Raw genomic sequence first — 15,742 nt, 5'->3', positions numbered from 1 at the left:
GATGGTGCGGAAAGTCACCGGGGCAGGCTACACCGCGCTCTCCCGGCCCGCCCAGCCAGACAGTCGCGCAGTGACATGGTCGACGCCGCGCCGCGACGGCGCGGTGCGGCACACGACGGCGGCGGACGTCCGCCCCGCGCAGCCTGTGCTTGCTCCCTGCAGCCCGCATGCAATAGAATTCTGCGGATAGGTAACGGTTACCTAAGACTAAATTCCCCGGCCTCCGCCGGGGACCGGGAAGGAAGACCACCGTGCATTTCCGCCGCCCCCTCCGCGCAGGCGTCGCCGCGCTGACCGCAGTCGCCGCCGCCGTGACGCTCACGGCCTGCTCGTCCGACGGCTCCGAGGACTCCACGGCCGCCGCCTCCGGTGAGACGATCACCGTCGAGCACGCCCTCGGCACCGCCGAGATCCAGGGCACGCCCGAGCGCGTCGCCACCGTCGGCTGGAGCAACCAGGAGGTCCCGCTGGCTCTCGGCGTGGTCCCCGTGGGCATGCCCAAGGCCGACTTCGGCGACGACGACGGCGACGGCCTGCTGCCCTGGGTCTCCGACAAACTGCAGGAACTCGGCGGCGAGACCCCGGAGCTCTTCGACGAGACGGACTCCATCCCCTTCGAGAAGGTCGCCGAGACCGACCCCGACGTCATCCTCGGCGCGTCCTCGGGCATCTCCCAGGAGGACTACGACCAGCTCAGCGCGATCGCCCCGACCGTGGCCTACCCCGGCAAGCCCTGGATGACCTCGCTCGACGAGATGATCCGCTCGGACGCCAAGGCCATCGGCAAGGAGGACGAGGGCGAGCAGCTCATCGAGGACCTGCACAAGCTGGTCTCCGACGAGATGGCCAAGCGCCCCGAGCTGAAGGGCAAGAAGGTCCTGTTCACCTCCTTCGGCGGCGAGTCCGACTCCAGCAAGGTCGGCTTCTACAACCTCAACGACCCGCGCGGCGGCTTCCTCAAGGACGCCGGCTTCGGCGTGCCCGAGATCGTCGAGAAGGAGTCCCAGGACCCCGAGATGTTCTGGTCCGAGGTCTCCGCCGAGAACCCGGAGGTCTTCGACGACGTCGACGCCTTCGTCTCCTACGGCTCCGACGACCCCGCCGAGAACGAGGCGCAGCTGAAGAAGATGCAGGCCGACCCGCTGCTGGGGCGCATCCCCGCCATCCGCGAGGGCCACGTGACCTTCCTGGGCAACGGTCCGGTCGCCGCGGCGGCCAACCCGTCGCCGCTCGGCCTGTCCTGGGGCCTGGGCAAGTACCTGGACCACATCGACGAGGCCCTGAAGTAGGTGCGCCTCCGACTCACCGCCGCCCTGGTCGTCGCCCTCGTGGCGGCCACGGCGGCGTCCGTCATGTTCGGCGTGCGCGACATCGGGGTCGCCGACGCGTTCGCGGCCCTCGGCGGCGCCCGGGAGACCACCGACCAGGCCGCCGCCGCGGTGCGCCTCCCGCGCACGGTGCTGGCCCTGGTCGCCGGTGCGGCGCTGGCGACCGCCGGGACCACGATGCAGGCCGTCACCCGCAACCCGCTGGCGGACCCGGGCATCTTCGGGGTGCTCTCAGGCGCGTCCCTGGCGGTCGTCTGCGGCATCGCCTTCCTCGGCGTCTCCGACTCCCGCACCACCATGCTGCTGGCCGTCCTCGGCGCCGCGGTCGCCGCAGTCTTCGTCTACGCGGTCGGCTCGCTCGGCCGGGGCGGGGCGACCCCGCTCAAGCTCGCGCTGGCCGGGGCGGCGACCACGGCGGCCGCCTCCTCCTTGGTCTCCGCCGTCGTGCTGCCGCGCGCCCAGGCCATGGACCAGTTCCGGTTCTGGCAGATCGGTGGCGTGGGCGGCGCCCAGTGGGCCGACCTGCGTCTGGCCGCCGTGCCGCTCGTGTTCGGCGCGGTGCTGTGCTGGGCGTGCGCGCGCGGGATGAACGCGCTGGCGTTGGGTGACGACGTCGCCTCGGGGCTGGGCGAGCGCGTGTGGCGCACCCGCCTGGTCTCCTCCGCCGGCGCCGTCGTCCTGTGCGGTGTCGCCACGGCGCTGACCGGGCCGATCGGCTTCGTCGGCCTGGTCGTCCCGCACGTCATCCGGCTGCTCTCCGGCACGGACCACCGCTGGCTCCTGCCGTTGTCCGCGCTGGCCGGCGCCCTGCTGCTGACCGTCACCGACACCGTCGGGCGGGTCGTCGCCCGCCCCGACGAGATCGCCGTCGGCATCCTGACCCCGCTCATCGGCGCACCGTTCTTCATCTGGATCGTGCGCCGGCAGAAGGGACGTGCGCTGTGACCGACTCCGACACCCTCTCCCCCGCCGCGGAGACGCTGCGCGCCCAGCGCGCCGCCCGGGCGCGCGGCCGGGCCTGGCGCACCGCTGTGCTCGCGGTCGTCGTCGCGGTGCTCTTCGCCGCCTCGCTGATGATCGGCGAACGCTTCTACGGCCCGGGCGAGGTACTGGCCGTGCTCACCGGGCAGGGCTCCGGCGGGGCGAAGTACGCCGTCGGCCACCTGCGGCTGCCGCGGGCCACGCTCGCGCTGCTCGCCGGGGCCGCCTTCGGCGCCTCCGGCGTGCTCTTCCAGACCATGCTGCGCAACCAGCTGGCCAGCCCGGACATCATCGGCATCTCCTCCGGCGCCTCGGCGGCGGGCGTGGTGGCCATCCTGGGCTTCCACCTCTCGCAGACCACCGTCTCCCTGTGGGCGCTGGCCGGCGGCCTGGCCACGGCGGTCGTGATCTACCTGCTCTCGTCTGCCGGCGGGTTCGCGGGCACGCGGCTGATCCTCATCGGCATCGGCGTCGCCGCGATCCTGCAGTCGGTGGTGACCTACATGCTCTCCCGGGCCGCGGCCTGGGACCTGCCCACGGCCACGCGCTGGCTGACCGGCTCGCTCAACGGCGCCACCTGGGAGCGCACCGTCCCCGTCGCCGTGGCCTGCGTGCTCGCCGCGCCGGTCCTGCTGGCCGGCAACCACCGGCTGGCCGTGCTGCGCCTGGGTGACGACGCCGCGTCGGCCCTCGGCGTGCGCACCGGCGCGGCGCGGCTGACGGTGATCGTCGCCGCGGTCGCACTGATCGCCGTGGCCACCTCGGCCTGCGGGCCGATCGCCTTCGTCGCCTTCATGGCCGGTCCCGTCGCGGTCCGCCTGATCGGCCCGGCGGACACCCACGTCTTGCCGGCCGCACTGGTCGGGGCCGTCCTCGTCCTCGCCGCCGACCTGGCCGGCCAGTATTTCCTGGGCACCCGCTACCCCGCCGGCGTGATCACCGGCGTGCTGGGCGCGCCCTACCTGCTGTACCTGCTCATCCGCACCAACCGATCGGGGGCCGCACTGTGACCGAGAACCGACGACCTGCCGCACGCGACGGCGCATCCGGCGCCGCCGCCGGGCGCCGGAGCCATGACCTGCGCGCGACCGGGGTGACGCTGGCCTACGGCGAGCACACCGTGGCCCGGGACCTGGACGTGGTCATCCCCGACGGGAAGGTGACCAGCATCATCGGCCCGAACGGCTGCGGGAAGTCCACGCTCCTGCGCGCCCTGTCCCGGCTGCTCGCCCCGCAGGCGGGCACGGTGGCCCTCGACGGGGTGCCGCTGGCGCAGCACCGGCCGAAGCCGCTCGCGCGGGTCCTCGGGCTGCTGCCCCAGCAACCCGTCGCGCCGGAGGGCATCACCGTCGCCGATCTCGTCGGCCGCGGCCGTTCCCCGCACCAGGGTCTCTTCGGCCGCTGGACCCGCCGCGACCACGAGGTCGTCGCCGCGGCCCTGGCGGACACGGGCACCACCGAGCTGGCCGACCGCTGCGTCGACGAGCTCTCCGGCGGCCAGCGCCAGCGCGTCTGGATCGCCATGGCCATCGCCCAGGAGACCGACATCCTGCTGCTCGACGAGCCGACGACCTTCCTCGACGTGGCCAACCAACTCGAGGTCCTCGACCTGATGGCCGAGCACAACCGCCGACGCGGCACCACCGTCGTCATGGTCCTGCACGACATGAACATGGCCGGCCGCTACTCCGACCACCTCGTGGCCATGCGCGCCGGATCCGTCGTGGCCACCGGCACCCCGGACGAGGTGCTGACCCCCGGGACCCTGCGGGACGTCTTCGGCATCGACTCGGAGGTGCTCGTCGACCCGGTCAGCGGCACCCCGCTGGTCAGCCCCCGCGGTCTGGGCGGCCCGCACGGCGCCCGGAAGGGGGCCGCCCGGTGACCGCCGCACCCTTCACCCTCGTCCGCGCCCGCGTCGCCGAGGTCACCCGCCCGGCCGCGGCCTTTCTCCGGGTGGTCTTCGCCGGCCCCGAGCTCGGGCGCGCCGGCGGGGTCCCCGACACGGGCACGGGGCTGACCCGGCATCTCGACCGCCGCATCAAGATCATCGTGCCCGGCCCGCGGGGCCTGCCCGCGATCGCCGACGACGCCGACTGGTACCACGCCTGGCTCGCCGAGCCCGCCGAGGAACGCGGCTTCATGCGCACCTACTCGATCCGCGAGCTCTCCGGGAACGGCGAGCACACCCGGTTGACCGTCGACTTCGTCGTCCACGGCGGGAACGCCGGACACGGTGGGCACGCCGAGACCGGCCCGGCGCTGCGCTGGGCGCTGCACGCCCGCCCCGGCGACGAGGTGCTGCTGGTGCTCCCCCGCCGCGGGGTGGCCCGCGACGAGGGCGTCGAGTTCGCCCCCGGCGCCGCCCGGAGCATCGTGCTCGTCGGCGACGAGACCGCGGCCCCGGCCGTCGCCCGCATCCTCGAGGACCTCGCCCAGCGCACCCGGGGCGCCCACAGCACCCCCGATGGGCCGGCCCCACGGCTCACCGCGCTGCTCGAGCTGCCCGGCCCGGGCACGGCCCCGGGCATCGCGCACGGCCCCGGCGCCGCGGTGCACTGGCTGCCGCGCCGCCCCGGCGAGGCCCCGGGCGCGCAGGTGCTGCCCGCGCTGCGGGCGCTGCTCCGCGCCGACGGCGCGGGACACGCAGACGGCGGGGAGCGCGACGTCGTCAATCGGGGGTGCCCCACGGAGCTGCCCGAGACCGCCGACGGGCTGCCGTGGGCGGTGCCCGGGGCGGCCGCCGCCGACGACGCCGCAGACGACACCGCGGACGTCGAGGCGACGTACTGGTGGGTGGCCGGCGAGTCTGGGCTGGTCAAATCCGTGCGTCGGCTGCTCGTGCGCGAGGCGGGGGTGGACCGCTCGCGCGTGGCTTTCATGGGGTACTGGCGCACGGGGGTGGCGATGCGGGGTTAACCACGGACGGCACTCTCGGGGGTCGGGCGCTAACCTGGTCGGTTGAAGTGTCTAAGAGTATCAATCAGTGAAGGAGAGACTGTGGCCACGATCATCTGGACCCGCACGGACGAGGCGCCGCTGCTGGCGACCTATTCCTTTAAGCCGATTGTCGAGGCGTTCTCCTCGACCGCCGGAATCGACGTCGAGACCCGCGACATCTCCCTGGCCGGCCGCATCCTCGCCCAGTTCCCGGACCGGCTCACCGAGGAGCAGCGCGTCGACGACGCCCTCGCCGAGCTGGGCGAGCTGACGAAGAAGCCCGAGGCCAACATCATCAAGCTGCCGAACATCTCGGCCTCCCTGCCGCAGCTCAAGCGCGCCATCGCCGAGCTGCAGGCCGACGGCTACGACATCCCGGGCTACCCGGAGAACCCGGAGACCGACGAGGAGAAGGACGCCCGCGCCCGCTACGACGCCGTCAAGGGCTCCGCCGTCAACCCGGTGCTGCGCGAGGGCAACTCCGACCGCCGCGCCCCGGTCGCGGTGAAGAACTTCGTGCGCTCCCACCCGCACTCCATGGGTGAGTGGTCGAAGGACTCCAAGACCAATGTCGCCACCATGGACGCCGACGACTTCCGACACAACGAGGAGTCCGTGATCGTCGACAAGGCCCAGACCCTCAAGATCGTGCACACCGCCGCCGACGGCACCGAGACGGTGCTCAAGGACGACCTCAAGGTCGAGGACGGCGAGGTCGTCGACGCGACCTTCATGTCCGCCGAGGCCCTCGACAACTTCCTGGCCGAGCAGGTCGCCCGCGCCAAGGAGCAGGGCGTGCTCTTCTCCGCGCACCTGAAGGCCACCATGATGAAGGTCTCCGACCCGGTCATCTTCGGCCACGTGGTACGCGCCTACTTCAAGGACGTCTTCGACGCCTACGGCGACAAGCTCATGGCCGCCGGCCTCAACGGCGAGTCCGGCCTGGCCGCCATCCTCAGCGGCCTCGACGAGCTCGACGGCGGCGAGGAGATCAAGGCCGCCTTCGACAAGGCGCTCGCCGAGGGCCCGGACCTGGCCATGGTCAACTCCCACAAGGGCATCACCAACCTGCACGTGCCCAGCGACGTGATCATCGACGCCTCCATGCCTGCGATGATCCGCACCTCCGGGCAGATGTGGAACAAGAACGACGAGACCCAGGACACCCTGGCCGTCATCCCGGACTCCTCCTACGCCGGCGTCTACCAGACCGTCATCGACGACTGCAAGGAAAACGGCGCCTTCGACCCGACCACCATGGGCACCGTGCCCAACGTCGGCCTGATGGCCCGCAAGGCCGAGGAGTACGGCTCCCACGACAAGACCTTCGTCATCCCGGCTGACGGCACCGTGCGCGTCGTCGACGAGGCCGGCGAGGCCCTGCTCGAGCACGAGGTCTCCGAGAACGACATCTGGCGCGCCTGCCAGACCAAGGACGAGCCGATCCGCGACTGGGTCAAGCTGGCCGTCGACCGCGCCCGCGAGTCCGGCATGAAGGCCGTCTTCTGGCTGGACCCGGAGCGCGGCCACGACCGCACCATCAAGTCGCTGGTGGAGAAGTACCTCGGCGAGCTGGACACCGAGGGCCTGGACATCGAGATCCTCGACCCGGTCGCCGCGACCAAGCTGTCGGTGGAGCGCATCCGCCGCGGCGAGGACACCATCTCGGTGACCGGCAACGTGCTGCGTGACTACAACACCGACCTCTTCCCGATCCTCGAGCTGGGCACCTCCGCGAAGATGCTCTCCGTGGTCCCGCTGATGGCCGGCGGCGGCCTCTTCGAGACCGGTGCGGGCGGCTCCGCCCCGAAGCACGTCCAGCAGGTCCTCGAGGAGAACCACCTGCGCTGGGACTCCCTGGGTGAGTTCCTGGCCCTGGCCGAGTCCTACCGCCACGAGCAGCGCAAGAACGACAACGCCAAGGCCGGCGTGCTGGCCGACGCCCTGGACAAGGCCACCGAGAAGGTGCTGGCCGAGGGCAAGTCGCCGTCGCGCAAGGTCGGCGAGATCGACAACCGCGGCTCGCACTTCTGGCTGGCCAAGTTCTGGGTCGACGCGCTGGCCGCCCAGGACGACGACGCGGAGATGAAGGAGTACTTCACCCCGCTGGCCGAGAAGCTGGGCGAGGTCGCCGAGCAGGTCGACAAGGACCTGATCGACAACCAGGGCACCGAGGTCGACCTCGGCGGCTACTTCCTGCCCGAGGACGAGAAGGCCTCCGCGGTCATGCGCCCCTCCGAGGCGTTCAACGCGGTGCTCGACGCGCTCTCCGACAAGTAGCGCGGTTCCCGTGGGCGCCGCCGCTGCGGCGGTGCCCCGGTGCCGCGGCGCGATTGCCGACGTCGCGCGGGTCCACGGGCCTGCGTGCGTGCGGCGTCTGCGCCGCGTGGGCGCGGCACCCTGCGTGCCTGCGTGCGTGCGGTTCCCCGCGCCCGCGTGAATGCGGCTCCCCCTGCCCGGCGTCGCGGGCAGGCGCAGCAAGGACCGCCCGGCTCCGGCCGGGCGGTCCTTTCTTTTTCGGGGTCAGCAGCAGCGCGCGCCCGGGTTGGCGTCCTGGGCGGCCCAGCGGGCGCGCCAGAACTCCTTCTCCGTGGGCACCTCGCGGTCGGGGTGGTGGGCCCGAAGGTGCGCGACGTACTTCGCGTAGTCGTGGTCGCCCATCAGCTCGCCGAGGTACCAGCCCACCGAGCGCACCGCCGAGCAGGTCGCCCGCCAGGCGCGGGTCAGGGCGCACGCCGCAGGGGAACCGCCCCGCGCACCGGGCGCGGCGTCGGCAATCGTGGTCGGGCGGACGGCGGCGGTCATCGCGCCCCCTCCGGCGCGGCTGCGACGTCCGCGCCGGCGGCACCCGCGCGCACCTCGTGCTCGCCGGCCTCGCCGCCGCCGGCGACGGTCAGCTCGTCGGAGCCCTGGTAGGCCTCGATCTGCTTGTCCAGCCTGGTCGCCAGCATCCCGTGCGGGGCGAAGAAGTTCGACGGGTGGTCGGGCTCCTCGCTGGACTGGACCTCGAGGCCGGCCGCCCGGGCGCGCACGGCCTTGACGCAGGCCACGGCGGCCGCGCCCATGACGATGAGCACCAGCACGGCGAACAGGATCGACAGGGAACCCTGTACGGCGGTATTGCGCACGACGTCGGAAATCTCCTCGGGGGTCTCGGCCGCCCCGAAGGACTGCGCCCCGGAGTTCAGCGCCTCCTTGTAGTTGGCGTGCTGCGCCCAGAAGCCGATGGCCGGGTCGGAGTGGAAGATCTTCTGCCAGGAGGCGTACATGGTGATGATCAGGTCCCACGCCAGCGGCAGCCCCGGGATCCAGGCCCACTTGTACAGGCCCTTCTTGACCACCACGACCAGCACCAGGGCCAGGGCGATGGCGGCGAGCAGCTGGTTGGCGATGCCGAACAGCGGGAAGAGGACGTTGATGCCGCCGAGCGGGTCGGTGACGCCCATCAGCAGGATCGCGCCCCAGATGCCGCAGGTGACGATCGTGCCGATCCAGTGGCCCGGGGTCCACTCCGGGTCGCCAAACTTCTGCAGGCCCGGGATGTTGGACAGCGAGTCGGTCATCATGAAGCGGGCGACGCGGGTGCCGGCGTCGACGGTGGTCAGGATGAACAGCGCCTCGAACATGATCGCGAAGTGGTACCAGAAGGCCTGCAGCGAGTCGTTGCCGAAGACGTCGGTGAGCACCTCGGACATGCCGAAGGCCAGGGTGGGCGCGCCGCCGGTGCGCGAGACGATGGACTCCTCGCCGATCGCGTTGGCCGCGGCGGTGATCTCCTCGGCGCTCAGGTTGTCGCCGGGAAGCCCGATGCTGTTGACCCACTGGGCCGCGGTGGCGGCCTCGCCGCCGGTCAGGGCGGCCGGGGCGTTCATCACGAAGTAGAGGTGGCGGTCCAGGATCACGGCGGTGACCAGGGCCATCAGGGCGACGAAGGACTCCATGAGCATGCCGCCGTAGCCGAGCATGCGCATGTGGGACTCCTTCTCCATCAGCTTCGGGGTGGTGCCCGAGGAGATCAGGGAGTGGAAGCCGGAGAGCGCGCCGCAGGCGATGGTGATGAACAGGAACGGGAAGAGGTCGCCGGAGAAGACCGGCCCGTTGCCCTCGGTGGCGAAGTGGGTCACGGCGGGCATCTCGATCTTGGGCGCGACGATGACGATGCCGACGGCCAGCAGCGCGATGACGCCGATCTTCATGAAGGTCGACAGGTAGTCGCGCGGGGCCAGCAGCAGCCAGACGGGCAGCAGGGCGGCCACGCAGCCGTAGATGATCAGGCACCAGGCCAGGGCGACCTTGGAGAGGGTGAAGATCTCGGCGCCCCAGGTGGTCTCGGCGACCCAGCCGCCGGCGACGATGGCGGCCAGCAGCAGCACGACGCCGATGGCGGAGACCTCGACGACCCGGCCCGGACGCAGGTAGCGCATGTAGACGCCCATGAAGATCGCGATCGGGATGGTCATCGCGATGGAGAAGACACCCCAGGGGCTGTCGGCCAGGGCGTTGACGACGATCAGGGCGAGCACGGCGATGAGGATCAGCATGATCGTCATGACGGCGAGGATGCCGGCCGCGCCGCCGACGGTGCCCATCTCGTCGCGGACCATCTGGCCGAGCGAGCGGCCGCGGCGGCGGGTGGAGACCCACAGCACCATGTAGTCCTGGACGGCGCCGGCGAGGATGACGCCGATGACGATCCACAGCGTGGAGGGCAGGTAGCCCATCTGGGCGGCCATGACGGGGCCGACCAGGGGCCCGGCGCCGGCGATGGCGGCGAAGTGGTGGCCGAAGAGGACACGGCGGTCGGTGGGCGTGAAGTCGTTGCCGTCGGCGGCGTACTCGGCCGGGGTGGCGCGCGCGTCGTTCGGCTTGACCACCTTGTACTCGATCAGGCGCGCGTAGAGGGTGTAGCCGATGATGTAGGACCCGACCGCGGCGGCGACCAGCCACACGGAGTTGACCTGCTCGCCGCGGGAGAAGGCGAGCACGCCCCAGGCCACGGCGGCGAGGATGGCGATGACCATGAGCGTGACGCGGGCGGTCACGGAGAAGCCGGCGGGGCGCCGCACGCCCACGATGCGGCCGGTCTTTTCGTTGCGGATCAGTTCGTGGCCCTCGGGCGGCTGGGGCGCGCCGGTCTCCGCCGGTTCGCCGTCTGCGCCGGGGCGCGTCAGGGCTGTGCTCATTGCGCTGGCCTTTCGGTGTGTGGTGGTGCGCGGGGCGGCACCTCGGTCGGGGTGTCGCCCACCCACAGTTCTCAATGCATGGGATTTCTATCCCACTTAGGGAGAGACCATATAACACAGGTCACTGACAGGGGAATTCCACTCCCCCGCCACCCCCGGGCGCGGGTGCGGCGGGCGCGCGTTCAGCCACCCGCCAATTTCCGACGTCCCGGCGGTCGCCGTCGGCGGTTCCCACCCCGAAACACTGATATTGCCCACCAACGTTCATTACACTCCGGGCATGGGAACCACCACGGGAACCGACACCGGAACCATCGACCGCCCGCTCGACCTGCTCATCGTCGGCGCGGGGCTCTCCGGGATCGACATGGCCCACCATGTCGCGGAGAACTTCCCCGACTGGGACTGGGAGATCCACGACGTCCACTCCGACCTCGGCGGGACCTGGCACACCTTCCGCTACCCGGGCATCCGCTCGGACTCGGACATGGCGACCTTCGCCTTCCCCTTCAAGCCCTGGCCGCACAAGGGCACGCTCGGCCGCGGCGAGGACATCAAGGAGTACATCCGCGACGCCGCCCGCGAGTGCGGGGCGCTCGAGCGGCTGCACACGGGCTCGTGGATCAGGAACTCCGACTGGCGCACGGACCTGAACCTCTACGCGGTCACCGCGGTCTCGGGGCGGCGCGACACCGACGGCGACGGCGGCACCCCAGGCGTCGAGGCCGGCGCAGCCGACACCGGCGCCGACGCACCCGGCGCGCCCGCCGAGCGCACCATCTACGCCCGCCGCGTCCACTACGCCTCGGGCTACTACTCCCACGGGCACGGCCACCGCCCCCACTTCCCCGGCGAGGAGGACTTCGCCGGCGAGATCATCCACCCGCAGGAGTGGCCGGAGGACCTCGATGTCACAGGTCAGCGCATCGTCGTCATCGGCTCCGGAGCCACGGCGATCACGCTCGTGCCCGCCCTCGAGGAGGCCGGAGCGCAGGTGACCATGCTCCAGCGCAGCCCCAGCTACGTCGCCCCGCTTCCCGAGGTCGACCTGATCAGCGGCTTCTGGAACCGGATCCTGCCGCGCAAGCCGGCCTTCCGCGCGGCGCGCTTCAACCACGCGGTGCGCGACATGGGCCAGTACGTCATCGCCCAGCACCTGCCGTTCGTCTTCAAGACCGCACTGAAGCTCATGCAGCGGCCGTTCATCAGCCGCCGCGAGATCGACGAGCACTTCACGCCCAGCTACCGCCCGTGGGACCAGCGCGTGTGCAAGGCGCCGGGCGGGGACTTCTTCCGCGCGCTCAACGGCGACGCCCGCGTGGTCACCGACACCATCGACACGTTCACCTCGGCCGGCATCCGCACCTCAGGCGGCGAGGAGCTGGCGGCTGACCTGATCGTGACGGCCACGGGACTTGATCTGGAGGCCTTCGGCGGCGGCTCGCTGAGCATCGACGGCGAGGAGCTCGACCTCCCCGACCAGGTCTTCTACCGCGGCATCATGCTGGCCGGCCTGCCGAACTTCAGCTTCACCGTCGGCTACGTCAACGCGTCGTGGACGCTGCGTTCGGACATGGTCTCGCGCTACATGGTCCGGCTGTGGAAGACGGGCGAGGAGTTCTACGCGCCGGTGCTGCCGCCGGGGCGCCACGACCGCCCGCTCCTCGACTTCGACGCCGGCTACATCCGCCGTGCCATCGGCGACTTCCCCGCCCAGGGCGACCGCTCGCCGTGGCGCTACACGCAGAACTACCTGGTCGAACTTCCCGACCTCGCCCGCGGCGACCAGCGCGAGGACATGGCGTTCGGCGAGCGGTGCCTCGAGCTGGTCGGCCGCGCCGCGCCGGGCCCGGAGGTGCGCTCGATCAGCGGCGAGGGCCGCCTCGTCGCATCGGACCTGTCGGCGTTGCCGCCCGCGGAGTTCGTGATTGCCGACGGGCGCAGCGTGCGCGTGCGCCGCGGCGGCCCGGCCCCTTCCGGCGGTGCGCGAACAGACGCCGGTACGGCAGCCGGCGCCTCCCGCGGCGGAGCCGACAGCGGCGCCTCCCGCGGCGGAGCCGACAGCGGCGCCTCCCGTGGAAGCTCCGCCGCCAACGCCACCGCCGACGCCCCGCCGCTGGTCTTCATTCACGGCATCGGCCGCTCGCTCGAGGACTGGGACGACCAGGCCGCGCTCCTCGCCGAGCGCCGCCGCTTCATCGCCGTCGACATCCCCGGCTTCGGGCTGAGCGACCCGGCCGAGCGCGTGACCATCCCGGACACCGCCGCGCTGATCTGGCGGGTGCTCGAGGAACTCGGCGAGGTGGACAGGCCCGGCACGCGTGACACCGCTCCCGCCCCCACAGCAGCGACCGGTAGCGCCGAGCACACCGCCGCCGGCGCCGCCGAACCCGATCCGCCCCGGCAAGTGTGCCTGGTGGGCAACTCCCTGGGCGGCGCGCTGTCGATGGAGATGACCACGCAGCACCCCGAGCGCGTCGCGGCGGTCTGCCTGGTCGACTCAGCCGGCTTCGGCGACCGCGCCACCGACCTGCTGCGCCTGATCGCGCTGCCGCTGGTCGGCGAGACCAACGCAAAGCTCACCCGCCACCGTGTCCTGTACGAGCCCATCGAGCACCTGATCCTGCGCCGCCCCGGCTCGGTGACCCCGCACCGCCTCGGTGTGCAGCGCACGATCGGGCGCCACCCCGCCCGCGCGCACACCTACCGCGACTTCGTCCGCGAGCTCGGCTCGGTGCGCGGCATCTCCCAGGACTGGTGCCGCGACCTGGTCGACCGCTTCCGCCGCGCCGCCGCGGGCGCGGGCGCGGGCATCCCCGTCCAGCTCGTCTGGGGCGACGCCGACAAGATCCTGCCCTACGCCCAGTTCCGCACCGGGCTCGAGGAGCTTTCCGACGTCGTCGTGGACGCCGCGGTCTTCGACGGCGGCGGGCACATGCCGCAGCTGGAGTTCCCGGCCGAGTTCGCCGAGAACCTACTCGGTTTCCTCGACCGCGCGGAGAGCGGCGGCTTCGACACCCGGCGCGCCAGCGCACGCTCCGCATCAACCGAGCCCGCCGGCTCCGGCGCCTGACCGACCCCCGACGCGGGCTCGGCCCCGCCACCCGGCGCGCCCCGCGCCATCAGCCCGCAACCCCGATGAGGGGATTCCACAGGTAAACCGCCAGGGAAAACACAGGGATTGCTACGCTTTCCTCCATGAACAGAACACGGATGATCGCCACCCTCGCCTGCGCCTCCCTGCTACTGGCGGGCTGCGGCGACGACAAGGAAGCCAAACAGGAACGCCGGATCCAGGAGCAGGAGGCGTCGATCTCGTCGATGCAGAGCGAGGCCGCCGAGGCCTCCGCGTCGGCCTCCCGCGAGGCCGAGGCCGCCTCCGAGTCCCGGGCGAGCGAGTCCTCGCGAGCGGCCGCGTCCCGCTCGCTCGAGGCCGACATCGAGTCCCGCGAGCGGGAGGCCTCCCGCTCGCGCGCCGCCGCGTCCGAGTCCGCCTCCCGCTCGCAGCAGTACGAGGAGCCGCAGCAGGAGCCGGCCCAGCAGGAGGCCGCCGCCGACTGGCCCTCCCCGCCCGGTCCGCCGGCGCAGGGCTTCGAGTGGCACCCCTTCGGCCCCTACGGCACGGGCACGGCGAGCAACTGCATCCAGGTCTCCGAGCAGTGGCCGGCCGCCTACAGCGAGTGCTTCCGCATGCCGGACGGCTGGTACTTCTACGGCCAGCGCCAGGCCCTCTGACGAACCCCTGACGGGCACGCCGGCGGGCCAAGAAATTCTAGACCGAGCGTTACATACCATGCAGTTCATTCAACGCTGCCACCTGCGGTTTCAGAATTTCATTCACGAGGCCTTGCGGTAGACCGCTTGGTTCACTAGGGTTGCTCACCACATCGCGCAGACACCACGATGCACCGTCGGCCGACACCGCCGACGGCGAGAAGTGACAAACGCAGCAGACCGGACAAGGAACCCGACAATGAGCACCAAGTACGACAACTCCGCCGCCGACCAGTGGAACTTCGAGACCCGTTCCATCCACGCCGGCCAGCCCGTCGAATCCGACACCGGCGCGCGGAACCAGCCGATCTACCTGACCTCCTCCTACGTCTTCGACTCCGCCGAGCACGCCAAGCAGCGTTTCGGCCTCGAGGACGCGGGCCCGATCTACTCGCGCCTGACCAACCCGACCACCGAGGTGCTCGAGAACCGCCTGGCCTCCCTCGAGGGCGGCACCCACGCCGTGGCCTTCGCCTCCGGCCAGGCCGCCGAGACCGCCGCGATCCTCAACCTGGCCGGCGCCGGCGACCACATCGTGACCTCCCCGCGCCTCTACGGCGGCACCGAGACCCTCTTCCAGGTCACGCTCAACCGCCTCGGCATCGACGTCACCTTCGTCGAGGACCCGGACGACCCGGCCAGCTGGCAGGCGGCCGTCCAGGACAACACCAAGGCCTTCTACGGCGAGACCTTCGCCAACCCGCAGGCCGACGTCCTGGACATCCCGGCCATCGCGGAGGTCGCCCACGCCAACCAGGTGCCGCTGATCGTGGACAACACCATCGCCACCGCCGCCGTGGTCCGCCCGCTGGACCTGGGCGCGGACGTCGTCGTCGCCTCGCTGACGAAGTTCTACACCGGCAACGGCTCGGGCATCGGCGGCGTCCTCGTCGACGGCGGCTCCTTCGACTGGACCGTCGAGCGCGACGGCGAGCCGGTCTTCCCGCACTTCGTCCAGCCCGACGAGGCCTACCACGGCCTGGTCTACTCCGAGCTCGGCGACGTCGCCTTCGGGATGAAGGCCCGCGCCGGCCTGCTGCGCGACACCGGTGCGACCCTCTCCCCCTTCAACGCCTGGGTCACCCTGCAGGGCCTGGACACCCTGAGCCTGCGCATCGAGCGCCACAACGAGAACGCCCAGAAGGTCGCCGAGTTCCTCGCCGGCCAGGACAAGGTCACCGACGTCTTCTACGCCGGCCTGCCGAGCTCCCCGTGGTACAAGGTCAAGGAGAAGCTCGGCCTGAAGTACACCGGTTCGGTGCTCAGCTTCAACATCGACGGCGGCAAGGACGCGGCCTGGCGCTTCATCGACGCGCTCAAGCTGCACTCGGACCTGGCCAACATCGGCGACGTGCGCTCCCTGGTCGTCCACCCGGCGACCACCACGCACTCCCAGTCCGACGAGCACGGCCTGGCCCGCGCCGGCATCTCCGAGTCGACCATCCGTCTGTCGGTGGGCATCGAGAACATCGACGACATCATCGCCGACCTCAAGCTCGGCTTCGCCGCCATCGCGTAACCGCCCTCAATTTCCGA

The 15,742-nt window shown here is 71.6% G+C and carries 11 protein-coding genes; 9 read left to right on the top strand and 2 right to left on the bottom strand.

Annotated elements, in window-relative coordinates; genetic code table 11:
• Positions 1 to 251 precede the first annotated feature (251 nt).
• The 6 genes from CFRA_RS02630 to CFRA_RS02605 all read left to right on the top strand — a co-directional run bounded on the left by CFRA_RS02630 (position 252) and on the right by CFRA_RS02605 (position 7,529).
• Entirely contained in the window at positions 252 to 1,289 is a 1,038-nt protein-coding gene (locus CFRA_RS02630) for an iron-siderophore ABC transporter substrate-binding protein (RefSeq protein WP_075663337.1), read from the top strand.
• Between the two features lie 63 nt (positions 1,290 to 1,352).
• Positions 1,353 to 2,273 carry a FecCD family ABC transporter permease gene (locus CFRA_RS02625; protein ID WP_083667006.1) on the top strand — a complete coding sequence of 307 codons (921 nt, stop codon included), beginning with the start codon at positions 1,353 to 1,355 and terminating at the stop codon, positions 2,271 to 2,273.
• On the top strand, positions 2,270 to 3,319 hold the full coding sequence (locus CFRA_RS02620) for a FecCD family ABC transporter permease (protein ID WP_083666792.1): 1,050 nt from the start codon (positions 2,270 to 2,272) through the stop codon (positions 3,317 to 3,319). Before CFRA_RS02625 ends, CFRA_RS02620 begins: the two co-directional genes overlap by 4 nt.
• A gap of 68 nt (positions 3,320 to 3,387) precedes the next feature.
• Positions 3,388 to 4,194 carry an ABC transporter ATP-binding protein gene (locus CFRA_RS02615; RefSeq protein WP_075664820.1) on the top strand — a complete coding sequence of 269 codons (807 nt, stop codon included), beginning with the start codon at positions 3,388 to 3,390 and terminating at the stop codon, positions 4,192 to 4,194.
• Positions 4,191 to 5,228 (top strand): siderophore-interacting protein, encoded by a 1,038-nt coding sequence (locus CFRA_RS02610; protein WP_075663335.1) that lies wholly within the window; start codon positions 4,191 to 4,193, stop codon positions 5,226 to 5,228. The genes CFRA_RS02615 and CFRA_RS02610 overlap by 4 nt, the downstream gene beginning before the upstream one ends.
• Before the next feature lie 81 nt (positions 5,229 to 5,309).
• Positions 5,310 to 7,529 carry an NADP-dependent isocitrate dehydrogenase gene (locus CFRA_RS02605; protein WP_075663334.1) on the top strand — a complete coding sequence of 740 codons (2,220 nt, stop codon included), beginning with the start codon at positions 5,310 to 5,312 and terminating at the stop codon, positions 7,527 to 7,529.
• A gap of 243 nt (positions 7,530 to 7,772) precedes the next feature.
• On the opposite strand, the gene CFRA_RS11825 is transcribed toward CFRA_RS02605, so the two are convergent.
• Together CFRA_RS11825 and CFRA_RS02595 are read right to left on the bottom strand one after the other, a co-directional pair.
• Positions 7,773 to 7,976 (bottom strand): YbdD/YjiX family protein, encoded by a 204-nt coding sequence (locus tag CFRA_RS11825; protein ID WP_281247479.1) that lies wholly within the window; start codon positions 7,974 to 7,976, stop codon positions 7,773 to 7,775.
• 74 nt (positions 7,977 to 8,050) lie between these two features.
• A complete protein-coding gene (locus CFRA_RS02595; protein WP_083666790.1) occupies positions 8,051 to 10,432 on the bottom strand; it encodes a carbon starvation CstA family protein in 2,382 nt (793 codons plus the stop codon).
• Positions 10,433 to 10,712: 280 nt separating this feature from the next.
• Here CFRA_RS02595 and CFRA_RS11820 point away from each other — a divergent pair, with 280 nt between their 5' ends.
• From CFRA_RS11820 to CFRA_RS02580, 3 genes are all read left to right on the top strand, one after another.
• Positions 10,713 to 13,505, top strand: coding sequence for an alpha/beta fold hydrolase (locus CFRA_RS11820; protein WP_075663332.1), 2,793 nt, complete (start codon positions 10,713 to 10,715; stop codon positions 13,503 to 13,505).
• A 125-nt stretch (positions 13,506 to 13,630) separates the two neighbouring features.
• Positions 13,631 to 14,167, top strand: a complete 537-nt coding sequence (locus CFRA_RS02585; protein WP_156887944.1) for a hypothetical protein — start codon at positions 13,631 to 13,633, stop codon at positions 14,165 to 14,167.
• Positions 14,168 to 14,405: 238 nt separating this feature from the next.
• Positions 14,406 to 15,725 (top strand): O-acetylhomoserine/O-acetylserine sulfhydrylase, encoded by a 1,320-nt coding sequence (locus tag CFRA_RS02580; RefSeq protein ID WP_075663330.1) that lies wholly within the window; start codon positions 14,406 to 14,408, stop codon positions 15,723 to 15,725.
• Positions 15,726 to 15,742: the final 17 nt, after the last annotated feature.

Origin of the sequence: Corynebacterium frankenforstense DSM 45800 (assembly GCF_001941485.1) — a bacterium.
Taxonomy (GTDB): domain Bacteria; phylum Actinomycetota; class Actinomycetes; order Mycobacteriales; family Mycobacteriaceae; genus Corynebacterium; species Corynebacterium frankenforstense.
This window is presented reverse-complemented; position numbering and strand designations above follow the sequence as displayed.

Bases quoted from the DNA above. Each gene is read 5' to 3' on its own strand.
- CFRA_RS02625 (WP_083667006.1), top strand. From the start codon at position 1,353: ATGTTCGGCGTGCGCGACATCGGGGTCGCCGACGCGTTCGCGGCCCTC.
- CFRA_RS02580 (WP_075663330.1), top strand. From the start codon at position 14,406: ATGAGCACCAAGTACGACAACTCCGCCGCCGACCAGTGGAACTTCGAG.
- CFRA_RS02585 (WP_156887944.1), top strand. From the start codon at position 13,631: ATGAACAGAACACGGATGATCGCCACCCTCGCCTGCGCCTCCCTGCTA.
- CFRA_RS02595 (WP_083666790.1), bottom strand. From the start codon at position 10,432: ATGAGCACAGCCCTGACGCGCCCCGGCGCAGACGGCGAACCGGCGGAG.
- CFRA_RS11820 (WP_075663332.1), top strand. From the start codon at position 10,713: ATGGGAACCACCACGGGAACCGACACCGGAACCATCGACCGCCCGCTC.